Below are 13,276 nucleotides of genomic sequence, written 5' to 3' on the forward strand. Positions count from 1 at the left end.
TTTAGCGGAAAAAGTGAGTTCAGCAAACAATGCTGAACTCACTTTTTCTATTTCGTCATCATTTCAAACTTTAGGCGTTTTGCGCTTCAATCCGATCCATAATTTCTTTTGCTTTAGAAGCTAAGTTGACTTGTTCATCCGCATGATAGGAAGAGCGAACAAGCGGTCCCGCTTCACAGTGGCTGAAACCTTTGCTTAAAGCAATTTCTTTTAATTCCGCAAATTCATCCGGATGATAGTACTTTTGAACAGGCAAATGCTTTTTCGTCGGCTGCAAGTATTGGCCGATCGTCATAATATCCACATGATTGGCCCTGAGATCATCCATCGTTTCGATAATTTCTTCTTTTGTTTCTCCAAGTCCGATCATAATGCTCGACTTTGTCGGAATATCAGGCTGCATTTCTTTGGCACGGCGCAAAAACTCCAATGACCGTTCATAAGTGGCCCGCGCCCGCACTCTTGGTGTCAGTCGTTTCACCGTTTCCACATTATGATTTAAAATATCCGGACGGGAATCCATTAAAATTTTCAAATTTTCTTCCACTCCGCCCAAATCAGAAGGCAGAACTTCTACAGTTGTAAACGGATTTTTTCTGCGAATGGCGCGTACTGTTTCCGCCATTACGGCAGCTCCTCCATCTTTTAAATCATCTCTTGCCACCATCGTCACAACCACATGTTTTAAGTTCATTTGTTGAACGGAATCAGCTACCCGTTCCGGTTCTTTCCAGTCAAGTTCCGATGGCAAACCAGTCTTGACTGCACAGAACCGGCAAGCCCGCGTACATACTTCCCCTAAAATCATGAATGTTGCCGTTCTTCTCACTCCCCAACATTCATGGATATTGGGACAGCGCGCTTCTTCACAGACCGTATGAAGGCTTTTCTCTCTCATCATTTTCTTTAAGCCTTTGTAATTTTCGTTTGTATTTAGTTTTATTTTTAACCAATCGGGTTTTCTTAAATATTCCTTCGTTTTGCTCATTTTTAACATCTCCATTTCTTTAGTAGCTTCCAAAGAGCCGAAAACAATGGCAATGTAATAAACTTCTCTCTTTGTTGCCACTTTACCATAGTTTTCAGTGTAAACACAAGCATTCAGAATTCATGATTGCCAATATTTTAAATCATAAAGAATCCTTTTTCTTCAAATAGTATAGTTATCGATTATTTTATTTGAAAGGGAGGCTTTCATTTGAAAAAAATGGTTTTCCTGCTATTATTGCTGATCCTCTTCCCTTCTTATTCCTTGGCGGCAGAGAATCAGACAATGAAGGAAAAGCAGATTTTCAAACAACGGATAGAGTTATATAAAAAAATGCAAGCTGCAACGAACATTCCTTGGTATTACTATGCAGGGCTGGACCAATATGAACGAAACTTACGCCTCTTCCGAAAAGACTTGCCTAAGCCTAAAGGAGCTATTTCGATTTGGATCCCCCCCGAAAAATGGTCTGGTTTGGTAAACCCGAATCGCGAAGACACCAATCCGAAAACGATCGCCTTTTTTAACGGCTACGGGGTGGATGGAAATGGTGATGGAAAGGCGGACAGAAATAACGATGAAGATTTGTTGGCAGCCATCGGCCAGCATTTTCTGAAGTACGGAACCGATGAAGATAATATCCGCATCGCATTATGGGCTTATTATAAAAGAGATAAAGCGGTAAGCATCATTATGGAACAGGCTAAAATCTACAAAGTTTTCAATCGTCTTGATCTTTATGACAGAGCGTTCCCGATTCCATTAAATTACAATTATTCATATAAAAGTACTTGGGGAGACAGAAGAGGATGGGGCGGCCGCCGTATACATGAAGGAACCGATATTTTCGCTGATTACGGTGTTCCTGTCCGTTCTACCTGCTACGGCATTGTCGAGATGAAAGGATGGAATCGATACGGCGGATGGAGAATCGGCATTCGCGATGTCAATAATACGTACCATTATTTTGCCCATTTAAGCGGTTTTTCCAAAAATCTAAAAGTTGGGAAAGTCGTAAAACCCGGCACGGTCATTGGCGGAGTCGGCAGCACTGGATACGGTCCGCCGGGAACGGCAGGAAAATTCCCACCTCATCTTCATTACGGTATGTATAAAGATACGGGCACGACCGATTATTCTTTTGATCCGTATCCTCACTTAAAACAATGGGAACGAATGGAACGATTAGAACGTAAAAAGAATAACTCTTAACAGTTGCCCCTTCTTCAAAAATCCCGTTCAAAAAAGCTTCCTTAAAATATGCGCACCATAAAAAGAAATCAGGGCGTTCCCGATTCCTTAATACAAACGGGAGCGCCCAGGTTTTTTATTTCGCCGGAATTTCAACAGAAGAATGGCCATTTCCGCCAAAAAATTGAGGCACGTCTCCTTGAATAATTCCCATTGCCACCGGAATATCCTGTTCCACTTTGGTTGTTTTGGTCGAAAAAGGAATAATGATTTGCACATTAACTTGAACATGGATGGCCACTTCTACATAAGCATTGTTTATGCCATAAGGTCTTACCGTCGATTTTACATCAGAACGAACATCGCCGACCGCATGAAAACGGACAGGGACATTCGGGCCCAAATTGCCGAGAATGGCGTTATTCGTTGCCTGGCCTAACGGAACGGAAAATACGATCCCTTCCAGTTTTTTTGATTGCTGAGGATCTAATTTGACATCCGCATAGTCCAACGGTTCGAGTTTCCCTTTTTCCGCTTCCCGCAAATTGTTTTGAACTTGATTCGTTACCTCTCCCAAAATCCGATTAATAATTTCCGTATTCAGCCTAGTCGTAGAAGACTTGCTTTGATCGCGATTCGGAACGGTTTCGATAATGTCGTTAATATCCATGACGTTGGCCACTTTTTGGTTAATAGCATTATTAATGACCATGGAAGCAATTTTTTTCGTTTCTGATTCCGCATAGCTCATTAAAGTAGGCTTAATCCCTGCATTAATCAGCCATAAGCTTAATGCAGTAAAGCAGGCAAAAAGAATGAACGTGATGACAAAAACATACCGTAAAGGCAAAGGTCCTCTCCGGGGTTTGTACTTTCGCAATGCAGGCAAAAAAATCCCCCCTTACAAGCTATATGTATGCTCGTAAAGGGGGAATTCATTAATCATTTTTATTTTGCACCTTCACATGTAAATGTACTTTCTTGCCCCGAATGCATTTAAGAGCCAAGCGTCGTGAAGCCTATTCTTGCTCACTTTCACACGGCTAAAACACTGGATATCCTTAATGAATCGCTTTCCTATTTGAAATCGGTCTATTGGGCATAAGAGGTGAGAGCCAATCAAATGGGCAATGCCAGCAACCGCACTGTCCGTCTATCAATTCCAAATATCTTCGATAATATTGTACTTACCCAAATACACGCACTAATTTCCATTCCATCAGATCACGCAAAAATTCCGGCATATAATATTGCTTTTCTTGAGCACGAACTAATTCCGGGAAAAAAGCGCCGTATGTAAACAGATCCGGTACGGCTAGACGATATTGTTTGTCCAAGTTCAGCTCTTGTCCATTTATTTTAACGGAACCGTTGTCTCTGTCGATATCGATCCGATCATATACAAATTCACCCCATATTTTCCCCCTGAATCCAAATCCTTTTACCTCCATATGAGGCCATTTTTCATCCAAAGTTTGATCGATGATCTTTTTCAGTACTCCTCCGTTGAGAGTAATGGCACAAGGATTAATCGGATGAGGCAATAGTTGATGAAGATCAAATTTTGTAATCGTTCCTTTTCGAAGCGAGCGAAGAAGAAGACCGGCATTTATAATGGCGCAATCAGCATCGCACCATTCTCTTAAGCCTTCGCACAGCCATTCCGCTAACGGTGATGCCTTAAACCAATCAATCGAGAGCTCGCGATCTAATTTTACGACAGGCTTGCTTAACAAACGCTTTCCCTCGCTTTGATAACGGGCCGTTTCTTCTTCCTCGCCAATAGCAGGCTTCAATTCATGGACATCATAAAGCACCGCTTTTTTCTCTATCCCTTTCTTCGATTCGGGTTCGATCTCCACAACAATATGTCCGACGTAATTCCCGAATTTTCCGGCCGCTGCTAATAGTGTGTCGTTGACCCATTTCCCTTGATGGTAAATATGATGGGTATGAGCTCCCATCACTATATCTACCTCTTCCATTTCCTGTGCAATTTTGTCATCTTCATGCATGCCTAAATGGGAAAGAACGACTACTAAATCTGTTTCTTGCGCCAAATATTCCACCTGCGCTTTTAATTCATCAAGAGGCAGCGTTATTTTCCATCCGAGAAGATGATAAGATTCAGGTAAATAGGCAGTGACGCCCGTAACGCCTACTTTCCAGCCGTTTTTCAGCTCATAAATATGATAAGGACGACACCAAGAAGGTCTCTTTCCATTTTCATCATATAAATTGGCGCAAATGACGGGGAATGCGGCCTCCTCATATAAATGATTCAATCCTTCTTTAGGCAACGTCATCCCTTCATTATTCCCGATCGTTGCCCCATCATATCCCGCTTTATTTAACAGCTTGACATTGCCTTTTCCTAGAGTAGCCTCTGTATAAGGATGGGAACGATCAATATGGTCCCCGATATCAAAAATCAGCACGCTTTCCCCCGCTTCTTCATGCCATTTTTTTCTTTCCTGCAGAAAACGGCGGATTCGCGGCCAATTTTCAAAATGGCTGTGAAAATCATTTGTGTGGTAAATATGAATCGTTTCGCTCACCGTCTTACCTGATGACTAAAAACTGAAAATGCCAACCGCAAGGATACGAAACATAACATCGCCGACCTTTTCGGCATATTCACCGGCCGTCAGGCGGCATGTGAGTCCAGAAACAGGAAAACTTTGTTTCCTTTCCGTTCATGATGCGATCATGACATTATACATTGGCAGCCACCAGGTTTCCACCTCCTTTCCTGAAACGGTCGCCTGTCGGATATGTGGAATGAGTAAGAAAATTCTATCATTATTCACTTTTTCTTAAGGTGATTTTTTTCAACACTTCCATCTTACACATTTCTGACAGCTTGGTCCAAAAATCTAATTCTGGTGTTAAAATAAATTTAATTGCCTAGGTGCTAGGCCTTCATATTCTAACCCTAATAAATCCATCATTTGTTTGGCATTATCAGCTGCATCCCCGCCGGAATTGTTATTAAAAACGACATAGATTTCTTTGCTTTGCTTCTCTAAATCGAGTAATTTTTCTTTCCATGAAAGCAATTCTTCTTTATTGTAACGATATAAATATCGAACCTCTCGCCAATTGCCTTGATTGGGCTTTCGCCAGCCATGGATATTCCGACCGTGAAAGCGGACAAGCGTCTTTTGAGGGTCCGTTGCTTCAATAACAGCCGGTATGGAACCACTGCCCGCTTGTGGTTCGTCGCAAACGCTATGAATCCATCCTTCTCGTCGCATAAAATCTAACGTCTTATCTTTCCATGCTTTCGAAAACCATGATTGGTGGCGAAATTCAAGAGCCGTTGGAACATCCTTCATCCACTCTTTGCAATATCTTAAATAATCGACATTCTTCTTTTGGCAATCAAACCACGGTGGAAATTGAAAAAGAACCATGGCTAATTTTCCAGCTTGTTGATAAGGCTGTATAGAATCCAAAAAAGCTGCAAACATTTCCTTTTTAGACGAAAAAGGCAGCTTTCCACGTTCATGTCCGGTCATTCCTTGAAACGCTTTTACGATAAACTGAAACTTTTCAGGCGTGTCTTGCACCCATTTTTCCGCATTTTTTAAAGGTTGAATGGCATAAAACGAAGCGTCGACTTCGACAATCGGAAAATGCGCCGCATATTCTTTTAGCTTATCACGTGGGGAAATTCCTTCAGGATAAAGAGAATGATGATCTCCCCAGCCTGTTACCCCGATCCAAATCACATTTTATACCTCGCTATCTTCAAGTATAGTGTGTTTTTTCTGTATAACCCTTTTGAAACGAAATAAAACCAGACAAAAAGAAAAGGCCGAACTTCCTCAGACATAATAATGGAAGAAAATTTTTCCATTGATTATGCTCATAAGGAATCTGGCCCGGATGACGAACCTGATGAACAGGTCTTAACCGATGGATCCTTTCGTTTTGATTATAGCAGAACGATACCAAAACTTAAAAGTGAGTAAAATCATTGTGAGACTTCACAAAATGGAATTTTGACACAATACATTCAGTTTAAATATTCTTCTTTGTCTATTCCCTTTGATCACTTGGTTTTTAAATCTCAGCTGCTGCGCAAGTATAAAAACAACCGCTGACACATATCTGCACATTGAAGATGATGCGCTCGAATTGTATCAGCGGTGTAACAAAGGGTTATAAAATGGTGGATGGATTGTGGAAGCTCCTACTATAAATTGATAAATCGTTGATCATATCAACGTTATCCGATGCTTCCTTCCATTTCAAATTTGATTAATCGGTTCATTTCTACCGCGTATTCCATTGGAAGTTCCTTCGTAAACGGTTCGATAAAGCCCATTACGATCATTTCTGTAGCTTCTTCTTCGGAAATTCCGCGGCTCATCAAATAAAATAATTGTTCTTCCGACACTTTAGATACTTTTGCCTCATGTTCAAGCGAAATATTGTCATTTAAAATTTCGTTTGCCGGGATTGTATCCGATGTCGATTGATTATCCATAATCAGCGTATCGCATTCAATATTGGAGCGAGCTCCGTCCGCTTTCCGTCCAAAATGAACAAGACCGCGATAGTTTACTTTACCGCCATGTTTAGAAATGGATTTAGACACGATAGTGGAAGAAGTGTTTGGAGCAAGGTGAATCATTTTCGCTCCGGCATCTTGTACTTGCCCTTTTCCTGCGATTGCGATGGAAAGGGTCATTCCTCGAGCCCCTTCTCCTTTCAGGATAACAGCCGGATATTTCATCGTTAATTTGGACCCGATGTTGCCGTCAATCCATTCCATCGTGGCATTTTCTTCACACACGGCGCGTTTTGTAACCAAATTATAAACGTTGTTTGCCCAGTTTTGAATGGTCGTATAGCGGCAATAAGCACCTTTTTTCACGAAAATTTCTACCACTGCACTATGAAGCGAATTCGTTGTATAGACCGGTGCTGTACAGCCTTCTACATAATGAACGCTTGCTCCTTCATCCACAATGATGAGCGTCCGTTCAAATTGTCCCATATTTTCAGAATTGATGCGGAAGTAAGCTTGAAGGGGAGTATCCACTTTTACACCCGGCGGAACATAAATGAATGATCCCCCCGACCATACTGCAGAGTTTAACGCAGCAAACTTATTGTCTGAAGGCGGGACAACTTTTGCAAAATGCTCACGGAATATATCTTCGTTTTCTTTTAAAGCAGAATCGGTATCTTTAAAGATAATCCCAAGTTTTTCTAAATCTTGTTTCATATTATGGTAAACAACTTCTGATTCGTATTGAGCAGAAACTCCGGCAAGATATTTTTGCTCTGCTTCCGGAATTCCCAATTTATCAAACGTTTTCTTGATTTCCTCCGGCACTTCATCCCAAGAACGACCTTGATGCTCCGTTGGTTTTACGTAATACGTAATTTCATCAAAGTCTAGTGCAGAAAGATCGCCTCCCCATTGCGGCATAGGCTTCGCATAAAATTGTTCCAAGGATTTCAGCCGAAATTCCAGCATCCATTGTGGTTCTTCTTTCATTCGAGAGATTTCTTCCACAACTTCCCGAGTCAATCCGCGTTGTGTACGGAAAATCGAGATGTCTTTATCCCTAAAGCCGTATTTATAATCACCGATTTCCGGCATTTTTTTTGCCATATTCATTTCCCTCCTTTGGAGATTATGCCCCATCAAAAACTTTCCTTTTCAACCTCCCCTTCTTACAGGAAGAGGTTGAACCCAAACACTAAATGATGATTGCATTTTCAAAAGGTTTAATGAGCTACTTGATCTTTTAAACCTTTTTCCATGGCCTTCCAAGCTAATGTAGCGCATTTAATGCGGGCCGGAAATTTAGAAACGCCTTGAAGTGCTTCCACGTCGCCAAGATCTAGATCATCAGGATAATCTTTTCCCTGCATCATGTCAGAAAAAATCTTAGACAGCTTTAAAGCAGTCTCGATATTTTTCCCCTTAATCGTTTCGGTCATCATGGAAGCGGAAGCCATTGAAATGGAACAGCCTTCTCCTTCGAATTTAGCATCTGTCACTTTACCGTCTTCTACATTCATGGTCAAATGAATGCGATCCCCGCAAGTCGGATTATTCATATCGATCGTCAAGTTCCCGTTTTCTAAACTGCCTTTGTTTCTTGGATTCTTATAATGATCCATGATCACGTTTCGATACAACTGGTCTAAATTATTAAAAGACATTGTTGAAATACTCCTTTGTTTTCAAGATACCCGAAACAAAGCGGTCAATATCCTCTTCCGTATTGTATAAATAGAAGCTGGCTCTTGCTGTTGCCGAAACATCGAGCCATTTCATCAACGGCTGCGCGCAATGATGCCCGGCGCGAATGGCAATTCCTTCCGCATCCAGCACTGTCGCTACATCGTGCGGATGGACGCCTTTTATATTAAAAGTCACTAATCCTGCTCGTTTCATCGGATCTTTCGGACCGTAAACTTCGATTCCTTCCACTTCACTCAATTTGTCCAATGCATAAGCAGCGAGATGATGCTCATGTTTTAAAATCTCATCCAAGCCAACTTCTTCAAGAAACTCAATAGCCTTACCCAAACCGATAGCTCCGGCGATAATCGGAGTTCCTCCTTCGAATTTCCAAGGAAGCTCTTTCCATGTCGAATCATACAAACCGACAAAATCGATCATCTCACCGCCAAACTCTACCGGTTCCATCTTTTCCAGAAGCTCTTTCTTACCATAAAGAACACCGATTCCGGTAGGACCACACATTTTATGTCCGGAAAAAGAGAGAAAATCGCAATCGAGATCTTGAACGTCTACTTTCATATGAGGAACGCCTTGCGCACCGTCCACCGCCAAGACAGCTCCATTTTCATGAGCAATGTTCGCTATTTCTTTGATCGGATTGATCGTTCCAAGTACATTGGAAACAAGGGTGACAGCCACAATTTTCGTCTTCGGGGTAACGGTTTCCCTTACTTTTTCAAGCGTAATAGTGCCGTCTTCCTCCAACGGAATGTATTTCAATTCCGCTTTCTTTCTTTTGGCAAGCTGCTGCCATGGAATTAAATTGCTGTGATGTTCCATATAGGTAATGACGATTTCATCGCCTTCTTTCACATTTTCCTCGCCATAGCTTGCCGCAAGCAAATTAATGGAAGCTGTCGTTCCTCTTGTAAACACTACTTCTTCCACTGATTTGGCGCGGATAAACTTGCGAACTTTTTCCCTTGTCCCTTCATAAGCGTCGGTTGCCTTCGTGCCGAGCGTATGAACACCTCTGTGAACATTCGAATTATAGCCTTTGTAATATTGTTCGATTGCTTCAATGACGGATAACGGCTTTTGCGAAGTAGCTGCGTTGTCTAAATAAACTAAAGGATGGCCATTGACTTCTTGATTCAATATCGGAAAATAGTTTCGAATATCATTCACATTCATTTTACCGAACTTTCCTTTCAATGACTTGAATAAGCTGTTCTTTTACCCCTTCAATCGGCAATTGGTTGACAACCGGAGCCAGGAAGCCATGTATGATCAATCGTTCAGCTTCTTTTCGCGGAATTCCGCGACTCATTAAATAATAAAGCTGAATGGGATCCATACGACCGACCGAAGCAGCGTGACCGGCCATTACATCGTCTTCATCAATCAACAAAATAGGATTGGCATCCCCGCGGGCATTTTTGCTTAACATCAGCACTCTGGATTCTTGTTCAGCATCCGATTTGGAAGCGCCATGCTCGATTTTACCGACGCCGTTAAAGATCGAAGTCGCTTCATCTTTCACAACACCGTGCTTTAAAATAAATCCTTGCGTATTCTTTCCAAAGTGTACAACCTTTGTCGTAAAGTTTTGCACTTGCTTGCCTCGGCCTACGGTTACGGTCTTTGTATCTCCATAAGAACCGTCGCCTTCCAGATAGGTTGTATTTTCAGAAACCGTATTGCCGTTATTCATAAGCCCGAGAGCCCATTCAATCCGTGCATCTCTTCCGGCTGTGCCTCGGCGATTGACATACGACGTCACGCCGCTGGCAAGGGTGTCTACAGCCCCGTAAGTTACTTTTGCACCTGCTTCAGCAACGACTTCTGTCACGATATTCGCAATTCCTTCCGGTACTTCTACAGTGGAAATATAATTTTCCACATAGGTGACGGAACTGTTTTCATCTGCAACAATTAACACATGGTTAAACAAAGGAACTTGGTTGTCGTCTTGAAGGAAAACGGCTTGAATAGGATCCTTCAACTCCACGTTTTTGGGGATATAAAGGAATACTCCGCCGTTTAACAAAGCTGCATGCAGAGACGTTAATTTATTTTCGTCTGCTTTCACATGTTTCATAAAATATTTTTGCACTAAATCCCCATGTTCTCTTAACGCTGTCAAAATGTCGGTAAAAATGACGCCTTTTTCTTTCAGTTCATCCGTTAACTGCAGATAAGCCGGAGTCTGGTTTCGTTGAATATACAGATTTTTCTCGGTTTCCAAACGAATCAATGCTTTTGCGTCTTCAGGCAACTGTTCAAGAGATTCAAATGTATCGCTTTTTACATAGTGCGTTTGAAATGACGTAAAGTTCCATTTATCTATTTTCGTTTTGTCCGCCTTTGGCAACGGAAGGGTTTCAGCCTTCTCTAATGATTCGATTCGAAGAGCTGCAAACCATTCCGGCTCGCCGTTTTCTTTTGAAAACGACTGGATATACTCCCGATTGACTGGTAATTTTGTTTCCACCGTCATGTTCATCCTCCTAACTGTTACGCTTCTTGACCGACTGTTTCGTCTTCAATGCCCAGTTCTTTTTTGATCCAATCATAGCCGTTTTCTTCAAGCTGTTTAGCCAATTCAGGTCCGCCGGATTTTACGATCCGTCCTTGCATCATGACATGAACATAATCAGGAGTAATATAATTCAACAAGCGTTGATAGTGCGTAATCATAATGCATCCAAAATCGCTGCTGCGCATGGAGTTAATTCCTTTGGCAACGACTTTCAAAGCATCGATATCAAGTCCTGAGTCGATTTCATCCAAAATGGCGAATTTCGGTTGAATCATCATTAATTGAAGTATTTCATTGCGTTTTTTCTCACCGCCGGAAAAACCTTCGTTTAAATAGCGTTGCGCCATATTTGGATCCATTTCCAAAAACTCCATTTTTTCATCCATTTGGCGAATGAATTTCATCAACGAAATTTCATTGCCTTCACCACGGCGAGCGTTAATGGCGGAACGCAAAAAGTCCGCATTCGTTACCCCGCTGATTTCACTTGGATATTGCATCGCCAAGAACAATCCGGCACGAGCCCGTTCATCGACTTCCATTTCAAGAACATCTTGTCCGTCAAGCGTAATGCTGCCTTTTGTTACTTCGTATTTTGGATGTCCCATAATCGCGGATGATAAAGTTGATTTACCTGTTCCGTTCGGTCCCATGATTGCGTGGAACTCTCCAGTTTTTACTTCAAGATTGACTCCTTTTAAAATCTCTTTTCCCTCTATCTCAACGTGTAAATCTTTAATTGTTAGAGTTGAACCTGCCATCTTTTCTACCTCCGTCAATATCGATATATGCTGAATACCCATTTCATTCTCAATTTATTATCATTACAATCTTATAACAAATGAAAACTAATATCAACTTTTCCAATAGTTCTTTTCCGTATTTTTTTTGAATAATTTCGACTTTAGTTATAAAATTCACAATTGTTTTCTATGCAGAACGGTGGTGGTAGTCGATATTCACTATTTTAACGCAATTTATTATTGAAAAGAACAAACCAGCGTGGGGCTCACACTGGTTTTCCCAAATGATAAAGCTTTTGACAGTACAGCTTTCCGTTCATTTCAACGACAATTTGTTTGGATTGGCAATGATCCTTTTCTCTTCGCTTTTCCACTTTCATCCTCACTTCATGATTGCTCCCGTAAACTTTATACCCTACACCATGAGCACAGTACATGGCCTTTTCCATGCTCTCCGTATATTGAAGTGTTAAAGAACAAATAACGAACCAGTCCTCTCTAAGTTTAAAGTTCTTCTCAACCAACGACAGAATCAAATAATAAACCTATATGAAAGAGTCATGTTCGTTATGAATGTTCTTATCGGCCGTCTATAGTTATTTAACCTCTCTTCACCATTTTAAACCTTCATTGAAACATCCAGACTTATTCTTTCCTTGAGCGATTGGGACTATGCGAATAATACAAGTAAGACAAGAGGACGCTGTGAAATAAAAAGCTCCTCCACAATAAAGGAGGAGCGATACATCTTTCTTTTCTTATTTGTTGACAGGCACTACAGCGCCGCCCCATTTTTTCAAGATAAAGTCTTGAATTTCTTTAGAATGAAGGACGTCGACAAGTGCTTTGATTTTCGCTTTCTTTTCATCGCCTTTGCGGACAGCTATGATATTAACATACGGAGAATCTTTGTCTTCCAAAGCAATCGCATCTTTTAACGGATTTAATCCCGCGTCAAGAGCATAGTTGGAATTGATTAACACAGCATCGCCTTCGCCGTTTTTATATACTTGTGGAAGCATGGACGCTTCAACATCGTATTTAAATTTGAAATGCTTTGGATTTTCAGCAATATCTTGAACCGTTGCTTCTTCTTTATTCACGCCTTTTTTCAGCTTAATCAAGCCTTTTTTCTCAAGCATCGTTAAAATCCGGCCGTGGTCAGCTACAGAGCTGGACATAATGATTTCAGCACCTTTCGGCAGCTGATCTAAGCTTTTATATTTTTTCGAATATAAGCCGATTGGTTCAATATGGATGCCGCCGGCGTTGGCAAACTTATAGCCGTTTTCTTTGATTTGTTGTTTGAAATAAGGAATGTGCTGGAAGTAGTTCGCATCCAATTTTCCTTCAGCCAATGCTTTGTTAGGCATAATATAATCTTGGAATTTGACAATTTTTAAATTATAGCCTTTCTTTTTCAAGATAGGTTTTGCTTTTTCCAAAATGACAGCATGTGGAACATTAGATGCTCCCACAATAATGGTTTTGTCATTGGATCCTGTTGTTTCTTTTGGTTCGCTGGAAGATTTTCCGCATGCAGCAAGACTCAATACAAATACAGATGCAATAATGGCTATAAAGAACTTTTTCACCAA

At 41.1% G+C, this 13,276-nt stretch carries 12 protein-coding genes; 1 reads left to right on the forward strand and 11 read right to left on the reverse strand.

The annotated features are described in order from the left end of the window. Positions 1-70: 70 nt before the first annotated feature. Positions 71-1,021, reverse strand: a complete 951-nt coding sequence (gene lipA / locus N1I87_RS14365) for a lipoyl synthase (protein ID WP_341103422.1) — start codon at positions 1,019-1,021, stop codon at positions 71-73. Between the two features lie 186 nt (positions 1,022-1,207). Between lipA and N1I87_RS14370 the strand changes: the two genes are divergently transcribed. Then, on the forward strand, positions 1,208-2,200 hold the full coding sequence (locus tag N1I87_RS14370; RefSeq protein ID WP_048624525.1) for a M23 family metallopeptidase: 993 nt from the start codon (positions 1,208-1,210) through the stop codon (positions 2,198-2,200). Between the two features lie 115 nt (positions 2,201-2,315). Here N1I87_RS14370 and yunB read toward each other — a convergent pair whose 3' ends face one another. From yunB to N1I87_RS14420, 10 genes are all read right to left on the reverse strand, one after another. Beyond that, on the reverse strand, positions 2,316-3,068 hold the full coding sequence (yunB, locus tag N1I87_RS14375) for a sporulation protein YunB (RefSeq protein WP_270583989.1): 753 nt from the start codon (positions 3,066-3,068) through the stop codon (positions 2,316-2,318). Between the two features lie 298 nt (positions 3,069-3,366). Beyond that, positions 3,367-4,737, reverse strand: a complete 1,371-nt coding sequence (locus N1I87_RS14380; RefSeq protein ID WP_341102443.1) for a bifunctional metallophosphatase/5'-nucleotidase — start codon at positions 4,735-4,737, stop codon at positions 3,367-3,369. A gap of 330 nt (positions 4,738-5,067) precedes the next feature. After that, a complete protein-coding gene (locus N1I87_RS14385; protein ID WP_341102446.1) occupies positions 5,068-5,913 on the reverse strand; it encodes a DUF72 domain-containing protein in 846 nt (281 codons plus the stop codon). A gap of 500 nt (positions 5,914-6,413) precedes the next feature. Continuing rightward, the gene (gene sufB, locus N1I87_RS14390) at positions 6,414-7,811 is read right to left on the reverse strand and encodes a Fe-S cluster assembly protein SufB (RefSeq protein WP_003352483.1); all 1,398 of its coding nucleotides are present in this window, start codon (positions 7,809-7,811) and stop codon (positions 6,414-6,416) included. A 116-nt stretch (positions 7,812-7,927) separates the two neighbouring features. After that, positions 7,928-8,368 carry a Fe-S cluster assembly sulfur transfer protein SufU gene (sufU, locus tag N1I87_RS14395; protein WP_003352484.1) on the reverse strand — a complete coding sequence of 147 codons (441 nt, stop codon included), beginning with the start codon at positions 8,366-8,368 and terminating at the stop codon, positions 7,928-7,930. Then, entirely contained in the window at positions 8,358-9,587 is a 1,230-nt protein-coding gene (locus N1I87_RS14400) for a cysteine desulfurase (protein WP_341102449.1), read from the reverse strand. Before N1I87_RS14400 ends, sufU begins: the two co-directional genes overlap by 11 nt. A gap of 1 nt (position 9,588) precedes the next feature. Continuing rightward, positions 9,589-10,893: a Fe-S cluster assembly protein SufD gene (gene sufD / locus N1I87_RS14405; protein WP_048623933.1), complete on the reverse strand. Its 1,305-nt coding sequence runs from the start codon at positions 10,891-10,893 to the stop codon at positions 9,589-9,591. Positions 10,894-10,910: 17 nt separating this feature from the next. After that, positions 10,911-11,696 carry a Fe-S cluster assembly ATPase SufC gene (gene sufC / locus N1I87_RS14410; RefSeq protein ID WP_003352487.1) on the reverse strand — a complete coding sequence of 262 codons (786 nt, stop codon included), beginning with the start codon at positions 11,694-11,696 and terminating at the stop codon, positions 10,911-10,913. A gap of 248 nt (positions 11,697-11,944) precedes the next feature. Continuing rightward, positions 11,945-12,127: a hypothetical protein gene (locus N1I87_RS14415; RefSeq protein WP_341102454.1), complete on the reverse strand. Its 183-nt coding sequence runs from the start codon at positions 12,125-12,127 to the stop codon at positions 11,945-11,947. A gap of 309 nt (positions 12,128-12,436) precedes the next feature. After that, a complete protein-coding gene (locus tag N1I87_RS14420; RefSeq protein WP_270583699.1) occupies positions 12,437-13,273 on the reverse strand; it encodes a MetQ/NlpA family ABC transporter substrate-binding protein in 837 nt (278 codons plus the stop codon). Positions 13,274-13,276 lie beyond the last annotated feature (3 nt).

This window comes from Bacillus sp. FSL W8-0102 (genome assembly GCF_038007225.1).
GTDB lineage: Bacteria > Bacillota > Bacilli > Bacillales > DSM-4216 > Bacillus_O > Bacillus_O smithii.

What these genes read in the sequence shown, in the direction of transcription:
- N1I87_RS14370 (WP_048624525.1), top strand. Translation starts at nt 1,208, where the DNA reads ATGGTTTTCCTGCTATTATTGCTGATCCTCTTCCCTTCTTATTCCTTG.
- sufB (WP_003352483.1), bottom strand. Translation starts at nt 7,811, where the DNA reads ATGGCAAAAAAAATGCCGGAAATCGGTGATTATAAATACGGCTTTAGG.
- sufU (WP_003352484.1), bottom strand. Translation starts at nt 8,368, where the DNA reads ATGTCTTTTAATAATTTAGACCAGTTGTATCGAAACGTGATCATGGAT.
- N1I87_RS14400 (WP_341102449.1), bottom strand. Translation starts at nt 9,587, where the DNA reads ATGAATGTGAATGATATTCGAAACTATTTTCCGATATTGAATCAAGAA.
- sufD (WP_048623933.1), bottom strand. Translation starts at nt 10,893, where the DNA reads ATGACGGTGGAAACAAAATTACCAGTCAATCGGGAGTATATCCAGTCG.
- sufC (WP_003352487.1), bottom strand. Translation starts at nt 11,696, where the DNA reads ATGGCAGGTTCAACTCTAACAATTAAAGATTTACACGTTGAGATAGAG.
- N1I87_RS14415 (WP_341102454.1), bottom strand. Translation starts at nt 12,127, where the DNA reads ATGGAAAAGGCCATGTACTGTGCTCATGGTGTAGGGTATAAAGTTTAC.